Below are 17,593 nucleotides of genomic sequence, written 5' to 3'. Positions count from 1 at the left end.
CAAAGGTTACATTGGCTGTACAGGCGTGAACTTGCATGTAGATGTTAGGTTTATTAGCTATGGCTGGTTTACATGTTAAGTAACTGTGTTAGCTTGGGGATCAATATCTTACCGATTTTTAGTTGAACAAAAATATTACAAAAGAGGCATAAATATGAGAACTGCTGTTATTCCTTCACTGGCATTATTATTGAGCTGCTCATTAAGTGGCAGCGTTTTAGCGACAGAGTTAGCGCAGCCAAGTGCTAAGGCGATGGCCAAACTAGAAGCCTTATATTTACATTTGCATCAAAACCCTGAGTTGTCATATCAAGAAAAGGCGAGTAGTGAGCGAATTGCTAACGAGTTAAAAGCGCTTGGCTTTGAGGTGACATCTAATATTGGCGGTTATGGAGTTGTTGGCGTACTAAAAAATGGTGAAGGGCCGACGGTAATGATCCGTGCAGATATGGATGCACTACCTATTACTGAAGCAACCGGTAAGTCTTATGCATCAAAGGTTAAAACCTTAAATACGAGTAACCAAGAGGTTGGGGTAATGCATGGTTGTGGTCATGATATTCATATGACTAGTCTTGTGGGTAGTGCTGAACAACTGGTTGCCAATATACACAAATGGCAAGGTACGTTAATGATGGTGGCGCAGCCAGCTGAAGAGGTGGGCGGTGGAGCTAAAGCTATGCTTAAACAGGGACTTTTTAAAGACTTTGCCACACCTGATTATATATTGGGTTTACATGTGAGTGCTTCGCTTCCAGCAGGTAAAGTCGGCGTGACTTCAGGCTATGCATTAGCCAATGTCGACTCAGTTGATATTACGGTCAAAGGTTTAGGTGGACATGGTGCTTATCCACATTTAACTAAAGACCCAGTGGTACTCGCATCGAGAATCGTGCTTGCGTTGCAGACTATTGCAAGTCGAGAGCTTTCACCGCTAGAGCCGAATGTTATTACGGTTGGCTCAATCCATGGCGGTTCCAAGCACAATATTATCTCTAATGAAGTCAAATTGCAGCTAACGTTGCGGTCTTACAATCCAGAGGTTCGTTTACAGCAAATCGAAGCGCTGAAGCGTTTAACTGCTGGTATTGCCATGAGTGCTGGGCTTGACGAGTCGTTGTATCCAGAGGTTTATGTTCATGAAGATGAGCGTATTCCCTCAACATATAATAATCCTGAGTTAGCCGCTAAGGTAAGAGCCAGTATAGAGACTGAGTTAGGTATAGATAATGTAGTTGCAGCTGAACCGGTAATGGCCGGAGAAGATTTTGGGCTCTATGGTTTAACCTCAGATAAAAGGCCAATTACGTTATTTTGGCTCGGTGCTGTTGAGCCAGAGGCTTATGAGAAAAGCATAACAACAGGTAAGTCGTTACCGTCACTGCATTCAAGCCAATTTGCGCCTGATTATCCTAAAACGCTAAATACTGGAGTACGTGCAATGAGTAAAGCGGCATTGGATCTATTTAATCAATAATGGACTTTGCTTTTACTATTAACGCTAATGCTCTGCAATGAAAGCAGATTTTGCTGAGCATTCGCTAACAAACCTAGCTAGCAGCGGATCGCTATTAACGTTTATTTTCAATTTTGGACAACAGGGCAAAGGTTTCTTGTTGAAGCTGAGTCAGTTCTCTTTGATTTACGATAGCAACAGACTGATTAACTGCGTCATAAGCTAATCGATAGTTGTATTCCAATAATTCTAGCTCCGCCAGATTATTTAAAGCTACGACTTGGCCTGCTGGTGATCCCGATTTTTTTAGGTAATCAAAAGCGAGTTGATATTGGTTGCGAGCCTTATCATAATGATTAAGACGTTGATAAATATAGCCAGCCCAGTTTGAGATATAACCTAAGTACAGCCAATCTTGGCTTTTAGCCGCTAATGTTCTCGCTTGGGACAATAAGCTTAGCGAGAGTTCGAGTTCTTTGTCATCGAGTTTTATTTGAGCATCAATAAATTTTAGTCTGGCTATCTGACGAACATTATCGGTATCGGCTTGCGTTATAGTTTGCTCAATTCTATTTGCTGCTTGTTTAAGCTGTTTGTTTTCAAATTCTATTTTTGCCATTAAACGGCTTGCTATTAAGTTGCCAGTATCATCATTCAATACTTGTTGTAAGCTAGCCACAGCTTTAGCTTTCTGGTTATTTTGAATCTCTTTTAGCGCTTGAACAAGCGTAGCTGTAAACCAATTTCTATTGGTTGTTTTTCTGAAGTGACCACCGGAAAATTGTTTAATTTGGCTTACAAGCTGGCTTTGTAGTACTTCGATAGAATCACCCTTTAATACACCTTCATTTGTTTTTTTGTGAGTAATTAATCGATAGTTTAACTGTAAGCTAGGGGTCGTTGAAATAGACGCTTCTACAAGGAGTGATGCGCCAGATATAACAAATAAACGATTCAGATCGATTGTTTGTTTATCATCAATAAAGCTAGAGGATTGAGAAAGCTCCGTTATGACATCTTCTGCAAGTAGTACCGGATAGTTGGCTGAGGTGCCTAGCTGATTGATGACTTGTTCCATACGAGTATAAGCTTGCCAATTTAGCTGTTTGCTTTCAATTGTCTGCTGAATCGGCAGTACAATAATAGCTCCATCAGAGAGTTTGGTTTGTTTAGATGAAGATTGATTAAACAGCACTACGGCCACTCCAGCAGCAATCAAAATAATAATCAAGATGAGTTGTTGTGGTTTCTTGGCTAGTTTCTCGATGAATGTCAGCATAAATATCCTTATTTAATTAAGCCCAGTATAACTAACTCAAATAAATAAGGTAGGGCTTAATTATCTGAAACCATACAGTTTGCTCTAGTTTGTGAGTTTTTTGTTGCAGCAACATAAGCGGCTGACTCGCAAAAGTTTTAGTTAGACGGTTGAATATTGAAGAGCAATAAAAGGGAGTGTTAAGTCAGCTAGATTTAACTAATAAAAGAGCTGCGGTTTAGTCGCTTTGGCGGTTAAGCAAATTTAGACGCAGAGTATATTACGAATTAACAAGGCAGGAGCTAGACTGACTAAATTGTCCGTTTGGCTTAATTGCTATTCCAAACGGACAGTATATCGTTCTATTTGTTTAACTTCGACTTTGAAAAAGCCCACGGATCTTGCGGTAATGACGGATTGCTGGCATCAGAACGAGACTCGGTTTTATTGTCAGGTTTTATCACCGCTTTATTATTGCTGAAGTCATTACTGCGCTGCTTAGGCTTACTATCGCGTGCAGGTTTTGCTCGGTCAGTGCGTGGCTTTTTATCACCACTTGGAGCAGGTTTGTTTTTAGGCTTATAGTTTAAAATTGAAATAGGCACTTCTTTACGTGGTGCAAAGCCTTCAATTTCTCTACGCTCAATTAAATGGCCTAAACGGCTCTCAATCATACATAGGTTTTTAAAGTCATCTTTTGAAACAAGTGCAACTGCTTCACCGTTAGCGCCAGCACGACCAGTACGGCCGATACGGTGAATATATTCATCGGCTGGGTAGGGTAAATCGTAGTTAATTACCAATGGTAATTCATCAATATCTAAGCCGCGCGCCGCAATGCCTGTGGCGATAAGTAGGCCGATTTTGCCTGACTTAAAGTCCGCAAGAATTTGTTCACGAATTTCTTGGCTGCGACCGCCATGAATACATTCTGCGGTAATGCCGCGTTTTTCAAGCTGACTAACCAGCTTGGCCGCACCTTGTTTGGTTTCGATGAAAATAAGCGCCTGTTGCCAGTTATTCTCTTGAATTAAATGGCTCAGTAGTGTTGATTTCTTATCTTTATCAACGGTGACTAACCATTGCTCAATCTTAGGTTTATTGTCAGTGTTATGGGTCACTGAGATTTCGATTGGGCGAGTGATAGTGGCTCTTGCTAGCTCTTTTACTTGGCGTGAAAGCGTTGCGGAGAACAATAAGCTTTGTCTATCAACAGGCAGTTTTTCAATGATTTTATTGATGTCTTCAATAAAGCCCATATCCAGCATTCTATCGGCTTCATCAAGCACTAGAATTTCTAGCTCATCGAAATGAATCGCACGCTGAGTATACATATCGAGTAAACGACCAGGTGTGGCAACCAGAATATCCACACCTTCAATCAAACGCTCGCGCTGTGGCTTTGAGTCCACCCCGCCATACATAGCCATTGAGGTCAGGCTTAAATGCTTACCATAGTGGCTAATGTTATCTTCAACTTGCACGGCAAGCTCGCGAGTCGGCGTTAAAATTAACGCGCGAATACGCTTTTTACGTTGGGTTTCACTCTGACTCAGCATCTCTAAGATTGGCAGCACAAAGCTTGCTGTCTTACCTGTACCTGTTTGCGCAGCGGCAATCAGGTTACGCTGACTTAAAATAACAGGGATTGTTTTTGCCTGAATAGGAGTCGGGCTAGTGTAGCCTTGCTCTGTTACGGCGTTAACAATAGGAGTGCTTAGTCCAAGCTTAGAAAACGGCATGCGAGTCTCGATTAGGTGTCTGATTTATCTATTGCAGTTATCGGTTTGGCGCAGGTTGGCGCAGATAGACGCTAATAACTGTGTTGCTGTTTGCCATTATAACAGCATGTCGCCAATCGCGCTTTAATGATGTTGCTTGCTATCGCAGCAAACATAGTTTGGCATCTTTTCGCGACTTGATAACGGGCTGTATTGACAGTTATAAATTTATGATGCTGAATCGTTTGGGGACAAAAGCGCTGTAAAAAGATCGTATTTATGTAATTTTTATCTCATGCCGATGGTATTTTGTCCTACTTGCACAGTTTGTTATAACTCTTTTACTAAACAGTATGTTACATGACCTTTGGGATAATTTGGCAATTCGCCAAAAACTGTGTATCCACGTTTCTCATAAAATGGTTTTGCTTGAAAGCTAAGAGTTTCTGTACGCATATAACTAAAGCCTTGTTGTTTGGCAAAGTTTTCGGCAGCATCCATTAATTGACTACCAATGCCTTGACCTCTGGTTTCGTCAGATAACCACAACAGCTCGAGGATACAATAATTCCAGAAAGCTACTGCTCTTATACCTCCAACAACTTTTCCATTTTCATCTTTAGCGAAAGCAGCAAATTTAGTATCGGCTTCGAAAACTACATCGTCTGAAATGTACTTTTGGTTATAGGATTGAATACCTTTACTGATAGTTTCAAGATCTTGTTTACTAGGTGAGGTTGTTACTTCGATATTCATTTCTTCATCCGTGATAGAGAGTTATAAAACGCTGCATTAAGGTGTGAGCAACGCAATACCGATGCTAAGAGACGGTGTAGTTTTGAAGCACCAAAAGCTAACTATTGACGCCATAGTCTCTTATTAGCACGCTGATCAACGTTTACTTCCGTCTAGCTCTTATTGCAGCACTAGAAACCAGTACATTACAAAAGTGTGCTACATCGCTGTAAATACGAAGAGAGTAGACACACCGACCATAACGTTCAGCTTCAGCTTCCCATTGACTAACTTCTATATATCCTGATGAGCTATTCGCATAAACATAAAATGCTACTGCATTGTGATTATCAAAATATACTTCAAACTGCTTTTCACCATGGTCTTTTATGTAATAGCCTTGTTCTTCTGCTACAAGTTTTATTTGGTCTAATGTGAATTCAAATTCCATAAAATACTCCAATATAGATTACGGTTTCTTATACAATATTTTGATAGATCTTGGAGTGTTAACTCCCAGCTAATAAGTAAACCAAGGCTGTCATGCGATTTACTCAGCAAATCGCGTGACAGCCTTGGTGAATCAGGTCTTAGCAGCTTGTTATACACCTGTATCTGCGCACATGACAGTTACACACGCCTTTTGAGGCTACCTGATGCAAGTGATTAAAGCCGAACTTTGTATATAAGCCACCAGATAAATTTTCAGTTTGAAGATATAGCTTTTTGATATTGGCGTAAAGGGCTCTTTTTAGTGCCTCAGCAACCAAAGCAGAGCCAATCCTATGACCGCGAAAATCTTTACGTACGTATACACCGCCAAGCCCAAATTCATATTCAGGGAATGCGTCCATTTCTTTGATTTTAAGTTCAGCAGCACCGACTAAATCATTACCTATGTGACAAAGTATGAGCATTGAAGTGATTTCTATGTTGGTAGCCGCAGCAACATTTTTTTGAATAAACTCTAACGGATAACGCCCAGTGTCCCGACACCATTTATCAAAGTACCATTTGGCAACTGTTGATGCAGTGGATGGTTGTTCAGCGAGTAGATAAAATTCCATTTTACCTCTGGTGTATAGCAGTATATAAGGCTGAATTCCGAATAAGAACAGTCAATCTATTTAATCCAGCGCTAACAAGGTGACTTTAAATATATTTTTAATCAATACCTTAATCGATGTCTTACTGCGAAATCTCTGACTCTTTTGATAGTGAAAGTCAGAATCTACTTATTTGTGATGTAGAGTCCACAAAGGGGGCGTAGCGAATTAGGAATTAGAGACAGATAATGAACGAGCTTTTTAGCTATTACTACGAATCAGCAGAATAATGCTTGTCTAACCAAGTGAGGATACGGCTGCGGGCTTCGGTTTCAGGGATGAAACCGCAGAGCGTATAGGGATATATTCACAGCGTCTCGCAGCAGTGTCTGCATATACGCCCGCTGCAGGCGATTGATAGCTATGAAGTTACAAGTTCAAATATCCCACTTGGTAACACCAATCCCCAAAAATGTAACCAGCCTTTATTCCAAGGCGATTATTTCATTGTGACCTTGCCACCAATCATCTTAAATGCGGGAGCGCCGCGAATTAGCGTGTCTCTAGCGAATGTTTGGTCGCAGCTCGGACATTGGCAGGGCGTTTTGGTGTAATCATCAACAATACGTTCTTTAAAGCACTTAACTAGTGCGCCTTTGCCCCCTTTTCGATACTTAAACAGTTGGGTTTTACATTTGGCGCAGAAGATCTCAACAGTCTTTGTTGGGCCTTTCTTATTTGGTTTCGCCATAAATTGTCCTCGTTAATTTAGCGCTATTTTGCCATAAACTCTGGCTAAATAAAGCGAATAAACAAGCAAGCCTTATTAGGTTAATTCTTAATTTTTGTGGGTAGTTTCCTGCTCTATTTTACGTAAAGCTAGCTTGCTGATATTTACAAAGGCAAATTTAAATGACTGTTTAACATTTTTGTAACTCAGTTTATGATGATTAATATCTCTATATTTACCGCTAGGAAAGCCAAGGCAATGCATAAAATAATAAAAATAGCGCTAATTGTTACGTCATCATTAGCTGTTATGACTGTGGCCGGTTCATATTGGGCATTTTCACTTAGCCTTCCTGACTTAGATAAAACCATTAGTAGTGAAAGCATCAGCAATAAGGTCAGTGTTGGACGAGATCGTTTAGGTACGGCTATTGTTCATGCTGATAACCGTCAAGATGCTGCTTATGGCCTTGGTTACGCCCATGGGCAAGACCGTTTTTTTCAAATGGATTTATTAAGGCGAAATGCGGCAGGTGAACTTGCTGAGATTTTTGGTGAAAAAGCGCTTAACTTAGATAAGCGTCGTCGCTTTCATCAGTTACGCAAACGCGCTAATCAGATTGTAGAGACCTTAACCCCACAGCATTTGTCCTTGCTAACGATCTACGCTAATGGGGTGAATGATGCGTTAGCTGCTCAGAGACTCAGTTCATTTGAATACATACTTACAGGTGCAGAGCCTAAACCATGGCAAGCTGCTGATAGCTTGCTAGTTATTTTTAGTATGTATTTAGATTTGCAGGGTAATACCATTAAACGGGATTTAGCTTTAACTCAAATAGAACAACTATTTGGTCAACCTATGCGCCGATTTTTAACACAGCCAAGCCATTATCAAGCGGCTTTAGATTCCAGTTTAATCGCGTTGGATAGCGCGGCTATTCCGCCACTGTCTCCGATGTTACTGAGTCAGGCTATTGATAGTATGATTGAAGAACCACTGGAGATTGGTAGTAACAATTGGGCGATAACTGCCGCCTTGAGTGACAATGGTAAGGCGATGTTATCAGATGATATGCACTTATCCTTTGCGGTACCTATTATCTGGTATCGAGCTCAGCTTAATTACAGCCTTAACCAAAAACAAAATGTGCAGATCACTGGGGTGTCGCTTCCTGGCGCACCGGCGATTGTTGTTGGCAGTAATGGTAATGTTGCGTGGGGCTTTACCAATGCCTATATCGACACTGCGGATTGGATAGCCTTGGATAAAAAAACACCTACTTATATTGAAAATGAGCGTATTGCTTTGCCTGAAGGTGAGGTGATGTTCGAGATTGAAATGTCGCCCTATGGCCCAGTAAAGCAACTTGGCGAGCAACGTTATGCGCTTTCTTGGGTTGGACATCAGCCTTATGCTGTTGATATGCAGCTTGTGGAGTTAGATAGCATTACCAGTGTTGAAGAGGGACTTGAATTAGCATCAACGATGGGTATTCCGGTGCAAAACATGTTGTTGGTCGATGACTCTGGTAATGCGGCTTGGAAACCCGCAGGTGCTTTCCCATCTAGAACTAATCCGAGTGATATAGCAATTTCGACCAAGGAGTATCAACCAGTCAATTGGCAAAAGCGTAATCAACAGTTACCTCAGGTTTTAAATCCAGAACAGCATAGATTATGGTCGGGTAACTCCAGGGTAGTGTCGGTGCAAGATCATCAGATTTTAGGTGATGGAGGTTATGCCTTGGGAGCACGCAGCACGCAGATTAAAGATCGTTTATTTGAGTCAGACAGTTTTGCGGTTGATGATTTTTATCGGCTACAGTTAGATAATCAAGCGCGATTTTTACAGTCGTGGCAAAGCTTGTTACTTAATCATCTTGAGCGAGATCCTACGCTATATGCTGCAGATATTGAGTATGTCAAAAACTGGCAGGCTTGCGCTTGTGCTGATTCTGTTGGATATACTTTAGTGCGCCATTTTAGAACGCAACTTATCGACAGTGCATTTGCTCCACTTGAGACAGAACTTGCCAATTACAACCAAAGTTTAGCGCCGATAAAGCGTAATCTTGAACCTGGGATTTGGCAACTTATTGAAAATGAACCAGAGAGTTGGTTACCGTCAGAGTACCAAACGTGGGCAGAGTTGATGTTGGCAAGCTATGTTAAAAGTCGTGACACATTGCTGGCAAAATACAGTGAGCAAGGCCATTTAGCAGATCTAGCTTGGGGTAAAGTGAATCAGCTTAAGATCCAGCATCCATTTTCTAAACAAATCCCAGTACTAAGCCAATTACTTGATATGCCAGTGGTAGAAGGTTTTGGTGATAGCTTTATGCCTGCGGTACAAGGCGCATCATTTGGTGCATCTCAGCGCTTTATTGTACAGGCCGGTGATGAGATAAATGCCATCATGACAGTGCCAGGGGGGCAATCAGGCCACCCATTATCAGCGTTCTATCGAGCAGGGTTTGAAGAGTATGCGACTCAGCAAAGTACGCCGCTTTTGCCTGGCGATATGACGCATCAATTACAGATCTTACCCAGTAGCGTTAGCTCGGTAAATCAATAGCTAATCCTAGCGCTGATCGATTTACTGCGTTGTATGCTGTAGCTTGGTATGCCATGGAGCATGTCCAAGCTGCTGTTTTAACAGATTAACAAAACCAGATATTCGTGCAGATCTTTCTTTTAGAGGGCTACTGAGTAGGGCAACAATGTTGGCGTTTGGTAAGCTATATTCAGGTAATAAGCGTACGAGTTCTCCGCTGTTGATTTGCGGCTGTACATCCCACTCGGATCGCATAATAATCCCCAGCCCTGCCAGTGCCCAGTCTTTGATAACTCGTCCCTCATTGCTGGCAAGACTTGGATTTATTCTTATTTCTTGGTGCGTGAGTTGTTTATTGTGACTAAATTGCCATAAGGTCACGTCTTCATTATTTTCTCTTAATGCGATGCAATGATGTTTAAGTAGATCTTGCGGCGATTGCGGGTAACCCATTTTTTCAAGGTATTGTGGCGATGCACAGATAAACCGTTGGTTTGTGGCTAAGGTGATCATTTTTAGTGAGGAATCGTTTAGTACGCCAATATAAATGATGATGTCCCATTTATGGTGACTTGACCAATTAGGGTTATCTGATAGCTCCAGTTCTATATCTAGTTGTGGATGGCTAAGCTTGTATTGAGCTAGCAGGGGAGCGATATAATCATTACCGAACCCTAGAGGTGCGAGTACTCTTAACTTGCCAGAGACTAATGATTTACGTTGATCAATTAGCTCTTGTAGCTCATCTAAACTCTGTAAAATATTAATGCTTTTATCGAGCAACAGTTGACCTTCTTCAGTTAAGCTGACAACGCGAGATGGCCGCTGAATAAGGCTAATCGATAGTTTTTTTTCAATATGCTGCAACCTTAAAGTGACTGAAGGCGGAGTGATATTTAATGTTCGCGCCGCATCAGCCAAAGTGCGATGACTGGCAATGACGACAATAAAGCGCAGATCTTCGCTGCTAATCATTTGGTTTAAACCTAATCTATATCTTGATAATAGTTAATATAAAATAAATGTCTGCTGGTGGATACTGAGCATTAAACAAGAAGTTTGATGTCTTTCAAATACTTTGAATATAAGCACTTTCCAAAGCCTCACGAATACAAGCCACTGTGGCTAGGCATCAAACTTGTCAGATTGATTGGTGAACTAGGATATTAAAGATGCCATCTACTCAAATACTTTCCACTATTCAGCAAAGTCAGTATCAAGCAATTGATACACCGTTTTTATATGTAAATAAGCCAGTATTTATTAATAACCTCAGTCAACTACGTCAAAAAATTGAGGGGCTTGGCTCAAGTTTACGTCCACACTTTAAAACCCTAAGATCATTAGAAGCGGCACAGTATTTATTACCAACTAAAGACTCACCAGTTACGGTGTCAACGGTAAAAGAAGCTGAGGCCTTAGCGGCACAAGGCTATAGCAACATTATCTATGCGGTAGGTATTGCAGATGGCAAGCTACCTCGAATAGCTAAAATGCTTAGTCAAGGCATTAATACTCGAGTGCTGCTTGATAGCGTTGAGCAGGCTCAGCAGCTGAATCAATTTTGTGAAACTAACCAATGCCAAATTCCAGCATTAATTGAAATCGACTGTGATGGTCATCGTGGTGGTATTCCACCAGAAGCGGCTAAGTTGATTGAAATTGCTCAGTTGCTAACGTCTGGTGCAGCGAGTTTTCACGGTGTGCTAACTCACGCTGGTGAGTCTTATCAGTGTTTTGAAAAACAGCAATTAATTGATGCGGCGCAAAATGAAGTTGCTGCGGCTGTACAAGCTGCTGAGCGCATTCGCGCTGCGGGTATGCAATGTGACATCGTCAGTATTGGTTCAACACCAACAGCGCATAGCTATCAAAACCTTGATGGGATCACCGAGGTTAGAGCGGGTGTGTACACCTTCTTTGATTTAGTCATGGCAGGATTAAATGTTTGTCAGTTAAGTGATATTGCCGCGACTGTAGTGACCAGTGTGATTGGTCATAATCATGATAAAAATTGGATATTTATAGATGCTGGTTGGATGGCTCTGTCTGGTGACAGAGGTACCGCTGAGCAACCTAAAGATTGTGGTTACGGTTTAGTGTGTGACGACAATGGAGAGGTATTAGCAGGGCTGCAAGTGATTACTGTTAACCAAGAGCATGGCATTATTGCTACGGTAGATGGTAGTGAGATTAACTTGACGCAGTTCCCTGTAGGCTGTCGCCTGCATATTTTGCCTAATCATGCTTGTGCAACAGCTTCAATGCACGCCAAGTATCATGTTTTTGATGCTAACAGCGGCAGTTATGACGTTTGGAATAGAGTACAAGGTTGGTAATATGATCTATTTATCTGAAGCGCAAACATCAAAGCTTATCTCCCATGAGCTGGCTTACAACGCTGTTAAAGAAGCGTTTGTCGCTGCCATAGACGATAAAGCAAACTTGTTCCCTGTGGTTAATGCTGAAGGGGCTAACCCTAATGAGATGTTTTCACTCAAGTCGGCATCAACACCTGAACTCGTAGGTTGGAAAACGGGTAGCTACTGGCCAGAAAATCAAGATAAAGGCTTACCTTGCCATGGCACCAATGTATTCCTACTCGACCCATTAACCGGTATGTTGCAGGCGGTGATTGCTGCCACAACCGTTAATGCTTACCGCACTGGTGCTGCAGATGCGGTCGCTGTTAACTATTTGGCAAGAAAAGATGCCTCAGTACTAACCATTTTTGGTACTGGGCATCAGGCTGAATATGAGGTGTTAGCTGTGAGCAAGGTTCGCTCATTGACTAAGGTATTGGTAGTGGGCCGTAGTGTTAGTAAAACTGAATTCTTGGTTAAGCGTTTATTAGAAAAAGGCATTAATGCCGAAGCTTGTGATGCACAAGCTGCTTGTGAACAAGCAGATATAATTATCACAGCAACCACGGCTCAAGCGCCTTTATTTGAAGCGCAGTGGGTACAACCAGGAACGCATATTTCTGCAATGGGCGCTGATAAAGTGGGTAAGCAAGAGTTGCCAACTGACCTATATAGTCATGCTCGCTTGTTTTGCGACTTTGCTTCTCAATCTATTTTTATTGGTGAGTTTCAACATAGTAGAAATACGCCGATAATTGAGATTGGTCAAGTGATAAACGAGTCCGCAAAAGGACGTCAAAGTGCTGATGAGGTGAGCATTTTTGATAGCTCAGGTATTGCGATCCAAGACTTGTTTGTTGCATCGCATATTCTTGAGTTAAGTCAGAGTGGTAAGTAAAGCAGTGGTATGAAAAGGTTAATGTTGATCTAGTTTAAAGGGCTGTAATAACAGCCCTTTAAAAATGAAGTCGTATTTATGGTTGTAATGAACCATCAGCATTATAGAACGCATCAATTATATCTATTGCGCCAGTTTTAAAGTTATATTCCATTACTTTTGTTGATTCACCACGCTGAATAAAATACAGGTCGCGATAAATACACTCATCTGCACGATACGTGTAAGCAATATCGACATCTGCGGTCATTAGGTCGGAGTCTGTAACCGCCGCAATTGTAAAGTCAGTGGTAGTAATACCATGCCAAAGCTCTTCACAGGCTGTAAACGGGTGAGTGCTGGTACCAGAGGTCGAATATGGAAATCCGGTCGGGCTTGACGCCACATCGCCTTGGCCAAACCCTGCGAGTTTTTCTACAGCTGTGGAGTTTCCTGCGGCGGCCCAACCACTATGATAAAGCGATACTGCACTTTCAAAGGCGGCAAATTGGCCTGCCATTGCTGATTTTCTGGCATCGTCCTGTAAGTTAATAAACTTAGGTATTGCGACGACAGCTAATATACCGAGTATGATAATTACGATTACCAATTCAATTAATGTAAATCCTTTTTCATCTGATTTCATTGTTATATCACTTTTTCATACTAGTCATAGAGTTAGAGCAGCAGTCTACACCTTCATTTCTATGATTTATTTGATCTAGGTTTAAAAATGAAATTTATTGCGTGTTGAATCAATAAATATAATGTTCGGAATTAGAGGCATTTAACTGAAAGGCAAGCTTGCTGATTGGAAGGCTGCTTAAAGCTAATTATAAAGTTTAAGTTATGGCTGATCACTTGGATTGCTGGATTCACACTCTTCAATCCTATCTAGCCTAATTGATACTTTTCTATATTGATTCCGACCAGCATCTTTGGCTTGATAAAGCGCTTTATCGGCGAGGAGTGAAACTTGTCTGCCAATTACATTAGAGTTGTTTTTAAACTGGTAATCTTCGATGGGGTCAACTTTGCACGCACCGAGGCTAATGGTGACATAGGGAGCGGTATCTGAGCTTGGGTGAGGCAAAGCTAAATCTTTGAATGACAATAGCATCGCATCGAGTTTAGCCTGTAGAGGTTCATCTGGAATGTCTCTAAATAGCATTATAAATTCTTCTCCACCAAAGCGAGCACACATGTCTTCAGCACGATAGAACTGTTGGGTCAGTGTCTGGGCAACTTTAATTAAGGCTGCGTCGCCAGCTAAGTGTCCTAAGGTATCGTTGTATTGTTTGAAATGGTCAACATCGGCAATAATTAAGGTAAAGCCTATCTGTTGTCTTGCTAATAATTGGCAATAGGTTTCAAGTCTTTGCTCAAAGCTGCGGCGGTTTGGGATATTAGTCAGTTTATCAATATAAGCTTGTTCGTTAAGTTGTTTGGTTTGTTCTTGAATCGTGCCCATTAGCGCATTGAAATGAGTTGCGACTTTGATGAGTTCTGTAATGGGGTAATGGTATCTCAGCTTCTTAATTTCACGGCTTCGATCCATATCTTGAATATCAATCGCGAGCTTTCTAACGGGGGTGACTAAAAAATATGAATATAGAGAATAAGCGAGAATTAACAGCATCGACATTTCTGCAAGTAAAATAAACACATTTGGCGCTAATAGAGGGGGAGCTTGGGTGTTGGTGTGGTAAAGCACTAATTTGAAAAGCGGTTTGCCATCGACATTTTTAATCAATCGCTCGGATGTTGGCGATAGTTTAGCGAGTTTAATATTAGAGCCGAGAGTGGGCAGGTAAGTGTCAGTGCTCTCTATATCGGCTATTTCTACTCCAGCTGCGGTATATTGTGAAAGTTCGCTAATAAAAGATTTATCAATTAATCGAATGAAAACCAAATATCCAAGTTGTGCACCGCTGCGGTCTGATTTTAGAATGCTGGTAGAACTGTATATCGCTGGGCCATAGCGAGTGGCGATTATGCCATCGGTTGACGGTACATTATCTGGGTTGTCGATAGGACTGTTTTTCGGTGGAAAAGTTTGTTTGGTTTGTGGTGAAAGAGCAATATTTTGTGGGTATTTATTAAAGTCCATTAGGTCAAAGCTAAGAGGTGTATCACTGCGGTGATTAAAGCCTTTGGTAAACACAGGCTGGTTTTTTCGATTAAAAATAAATACCCCATCGACCTTTAGACTTTTGAAGGTGTCGTTAGGAAATTCATGTTTTTCATAATACCTTTTTGCTGTAGCAGAATTAGACTTCATATAGCTGTAGGTTCTGTCCCACACTGCGTAGTCGTAATTAATGGTTTGTAGCGGTTTACTCATTTGCTGAAATGCGTAATTTAGTGATGTTAGCTCTTGTTCTGATAATTTGAGCAACGAACTTTCAAGAACTGGCAGTTGTACCCAATATCTAAAGGCAAAGATTGCTGCAGCAAATAGGATAAAAATGGCCGCAGAGATCCTAAGTTGTAATTGATTAAAGGTTTGAGATTTTATTTTTACGATAATGAGAAACCTTGGTAGAACCGACCCATAATATGAGTAAAGCTCAATAACTAATCTCTAGCCAATTTTTAGACCTAGATAAAGCAGATACCTTGTTGTTTTACTGAGGAACTTGTTCATTCTTTATCAATGCAAATGAGTAGCATTATTAATGAGGTTGCTGAAAGTTTTTATTGCCTTTCGGTAATATAAAAAGCCACTAACCAAGATTAGTGGCTTTTAGATAGATTTGCCTTTTTATAAAAGCCGCTCAAGGCTGACTTTAAGCCATTCTTTGAGTTGGCTTCCAGCGCAGTAATTGTGCTGGTATTTTTACGCCTTGAGCAGTCAAAGAATTAATACGATTCAAGTACGCAGCGCCGTACATTAAGTTCTTGGCTAAATCGACTGCATTACGGTCTTGCTTGTTTTTGAATAGCTTTTTTTGAATAGTTGTCTAAGTAGCTACCTTTTGGGCATTGGTTAAGGGCGACCTGAACAGCGCATAAAGTGTGACTTTCGGTTTTTAAAAAGCCACTAATCAGATTAGTGGCCTTCTAGACTGATGCTTTTTAAGGCGTATTAAGCCATTCTTTGAGTTGGCTTCCAACGCAGTAGCTGTGCAGGCACTTTAACGCCTTGGGCCGTCAAAGAGTTAATACGATTTAAGTACGCTGCGCCATACATTAAATGCTTGGCTAAATCGACTGCATTACGGTCTTGGTAGTTATCTAAATAGCTGCCTTTTGCCCATTGGTTAAAGGCACCAAGAGCCGGACCAGCCCAAATTTGATAATCCATTTCACGGCCTACTTCGCCAGAATTTGACCAGCGGCTTGAAAGCCCTAGGTACCAACGGAAAATCAGCGCCATTTTACGCTTAGGGTTGCCCTCTGCACGTTCAATTTGCTTAGGATCACGCTCATTAAAGTGCGCCACTGTACCTGCCCAAATTTCATCTAGGTTTGAACGGAATACTTGTTTTTCAAGCTTTTCACGCTCGTCTAATGGAATTGCTTCAATTGAGTCGTAGCGGGTGTAGATCTCATACAATTTGTTAGCGCGCATTGGGAATAGTGTACCGCGCTTAACCACTTGCAGTTTTACGCCCATCTCGAACATATCTGCCGCTGGCGCCATAGTCACATCGGCCATTTCAGTGGTGGCAAGTAGTTTACGAGTGTGCTCGCTGGCTCCGGCTTCAACACAAGCTTGGTTGATAGAGCCGGTAACAATATAGGCTGCGCCCATGTTAAACGTTGCCAGCGCTGCATCGGGTGTACCAACGCCGCCGCCACAACCGACACGAATAGGGGTGTCGTACTGGTATTTAGCTTGAATTTCTTCTTTCAGCGCTAAAATTGTTGGCAGCAGTGTCACTAGTGGGCGGTTATCCGTGTGTCCACCAGAGTCGGCTTCTGCGGTGATGTCATCCGCCATTGGCACAAGTTGCGCTAGCTCCATCTGCTCAGGGGTGATAGAACCGTCATCCACTAGTTTTTGTAGCATTTTAGCTGGCGCTGGCATCATAAACTTTTCAGCCACTTCGGTGCGGCTAACTTTAGCGATAACCTTGTTACCTACAACGACTTTACCCTGTGCATCGCGGCTTAAGCCTGCTGCGCGGTAATAAACGATTTGCGGCGTTAGGCCTAAGAAAGCTGAGGCTTCAACGGTGCGCACTTTGTGCTTTAAAAATAGCTCAACGCTGCCACGCTCTAATGCTGGCTCGCTTGGGCTATGGATAAGGTTGAACATGTAAGGGCCATTGGGTAGCGCCGCTTGAATACGGTTAATCGCCGCTTCTACGCGACTAGGGATAAGACCGGCTGCGCCAAATGAGCACAAAATGCCTGCTTGGCCTAAAGCAATCACTAGCTCTTCAGATGAAATGCCGTTCGCCATTGCGCCAGCATAGTAAGCGTATTTGACGCCGTGAACGCGGCGGAAATTGCTGTCGCCTAGGCTTTCAGTACCTAAAGCCGGAGTAAAGGCGCTGACTGGAAGATCAGTGCTGTTAGCCGCTTGTTCGGTCACGATATCAGCGGTTTGCGCAATACCAAAGCCTTGCTCACTGTGGTTTACCACGTAGCATGCACGGCTGAAGTCTTTAAGTTGCTGCTCCATCACTTGTACGTCAAAGCTAATATTTGACTCTGTCACAGCCCATGGCCACGGAGAAAGCATTTCGTTAGTTGCTGTAGGATTCATTATTTGTAAGACCCTTAATTATTTATATCGAGCTTGTGGCTCTTAGCTGTTCTTTTAACTAAATTTTCAATCTAATTCATTCACTTTTTAATGGTTTAGATCGCAGCTAGTTGCTATTAAATCATTCATTATAT

At 41.8% G+C, this 17,593-nt stretch carries 14 protein-coding genes and 1 pseudogene; 4 read left to right on the top strand and 11 right to left on the bottom strand.

Going from position 1 to position 17,593, the window contains the following annotated elements:
* Positions 1-154: 154 nt before the first annotated feature.
* On the top strand, positions 155-1,477 hold the full coding sequence (locus tag AB4298_RS15170; protein WP_371987374.1) for a M20 metallopeptidase family protein: 1,323 nt from the start codon (positions 155-157) through the stop codon (positions 1,475-1,477).
* 94 nt (positions 1,478-1,571) lie between these two features.
* Here the strand turns inward: AB4298_RS15170 and AB4298_RS15165 are convergent, their stop codons facing one another.
* The 6 genes from AB4298_RS15165 to AB4298_RS15140 all read right to left on the bottom strand — a co-directional run bounded on the left by AB4298_RS15165 (position 1,572) and on the right by AB4298_RS15140 (position 6,967).
* A complete protein-coding gene (locus AB4298_RS15165) occupies positions 1,572-2,735 on the bottom strand; it encodes a tetratricopeptide repeat protein (RefSeq protein WP_371987372.1) in 1,164 nt (387 codons plus the stop codon).
* Positions 2,736-3,076: 341 nt separating this feature from the next.
* Positions 3,077-4,456: a DEAD/DEAH box helicase gene (locus AB4298_RS15160; protein WP_371987370.1), complete on the bottom strand. Its 1,380-nt coding sequence runs from the start codon at positions 4,454-4,456 to the stop codon at positions 3,077-3,079.
* A gap of 309 nt (positions 4,457-4,765) precedes the next feature.
* Complete coding sequence (locus AB4298_RS15155; protein ID WP_371987369.1) at positions 4,766-5,191, bottom strand: GNAT family N-acetyltransferase; 426 nt, start codon at positions 5,189-5,191, stop codon at positions 4,766-4,768.
* 142 nt (positions 5,192-5,333) lie between these two features.
* A complete protein-coding gene (locus AB4298_RS15150; protein ID WP_371987368.1) occupies positions 5,334-5,621 on the bottom strand; it encodes a hypothetical protein in 288 nt (95 codons plus the stop codon).
* 139 nt (positions 5,622-5,760) lie between these two features.
* Entirely contained in the window at positions 5,761-6,237 is a 477-nt protein-coding gene (locus AB4298_RS15145) for a GNAT family N-acetyltransferase (RefSeq protein ID WP_371987366.1), read from the bottom strand.
* Between the two features lie 478 nt (positions 6,238-6,715).
* Positions 6,716-6,967, bottom strand: a complete 252-nt coding sequence (locus AB4298_RS15140; RefSeq protein WP_371987365.1) for a hypothetical protein — start codon at positions 6,965-6,967, stop codon at positions 6,716-6,718.
* 237 nt (positions 6,968-7,204) lie between these two features.
* On the opposite strand from AB4298_RS15140, the gene AB4298_RS15135 reads away from it, so the two are divergent.
* Positions 7,205-9,523 (top strand): penicillin acylase family protein, encoded by a 2,319-nt coding sequence (locus AB4298_RS15135; RefSeq protein WP_371987363.1) that lies wholly within the window; start codon positions 7,205-7,207, stop codon positions 9,521-9,523.
* A 21-nt stretch (positions 9,524-9,544) separates the two neighbouring features.
* On the opposite strand, the gene AB4298_RS15130 is transcribed toward AB4298_RS15135, so the two are convergent.
* Entirely contained in the window at positions 9,545-10,477 is a 933-nt protein-coding gene (locus AB4298_RS15130; RefSeq protein ID WP_249000895.1) for a LysR substrate-binding domain-containing protein, read from the bottom strand.
* Positions 10,478-10,674: 197 nt separating this feature from the next.
* Between AB4298_RS15130 and AB4298_RS15125 the strand changes: the two genes are divergently transcribed.
* Together AB4298_RS15125 and AB4298_RS15120 are read left to right on the top strand one after the other, a co-directional pair.
* Positions 10,675-11,841, top strand: a complete 1,167-nt coding sequence (locus AB4298_RS15125; RefSeq protein WP_371987362.1) for a DSD1 family PLP-dependent enzyme — start codon at positions 10,675-10,677, stop codon at positions 11,839-11,841.
* Positions 11,810-12,763 (top strand): ornithine cyclodeaminase family protein, encoded by a 954-nt coding sequence (locus AB4298_RS15120; RefSeq protein WP_371987360.1) that lies wholly within the window; start codon positions 11,810-11,812, stop codon positions 12,761-12,763. The genes AB4298_RS15125 and AB4298_RS15120 overlap by 32 nt, the downstream gene beginning before the upstream one ends.
* Before the next feature lie 76 nt (positions 12,764-12,839).
* Here the strand turns inward: AB4298_RS15120 and AB4298_RS15115 are convergent, their stop codons facing one another.
* From AB4298_RS15115 to pfaD, 4 genes and pseudogenes are all read right to left on the bottom strand, one after another.
* Entirely contained in the window at positions 12,840-13,388 is a 549-nt protein-coding gene (locus AB4298_RS15115) for a prepilin-type N-terminal cleavage/methylation domain-containing protein (RefSeq protein WP_249000892.1), read from the bottom strand.
* Between the two features lie 201 nt (positions 13,389-13,589).
* Positions 13,590-15,086 carry a sensor domain-containing diguanylate cyclase gene (locus AB4298_RS15110; protein ID WP_371987359.1) on the bottom strand — a complete coding sequence of 499 codons (1,497 nt, stop codon included), beginning with the start codon at positions 15,084-15,086 and terminating at the stop codon, positions 13,590-13,592.
* A 445-nt stretch (positions 15,087-15,531) separates the two neighbouring features.
* A pseudogene (locus AB4298_RS21385) lies at positions 15,532-15,739 on the bottom strand (hypothetical protein); the annotation flags it as partial.
* Between the two features lie 91 nt (positions 15,740-15,830).
* The gene (pfaD, locus tag AB4298_RS15105; RefSeq protein WP_249000890.1) at positions 15,831-17,459 is read right to left on the bottom strand and encodes an eicosapentaenoate synthase subunit PfaD; all 1,629 of its coding nucleotides are present in this window, start codon (positions 17,457-17,459) and stop codon (positions 15,831-15,833) included.
* Positions 17,460-17,593: the final 134 nt, after the last annotated feature.

Origin of the sequence: Shewanella sp. 10N.261.52.F9 (assembly GCF_041471165.1) — a bacterium.
In the GTDB taxonomy this organism is placed as follows: domain Bacteria; phylum Pseudomonadota; class Gammaproteobacteria; order Enterobacterales; family Shewanellaceae; genus Shewanella; species Shewanella marinintestina.
This window is presented reverse-complemented; position numbering and strand designations above follow the sequence as displayed.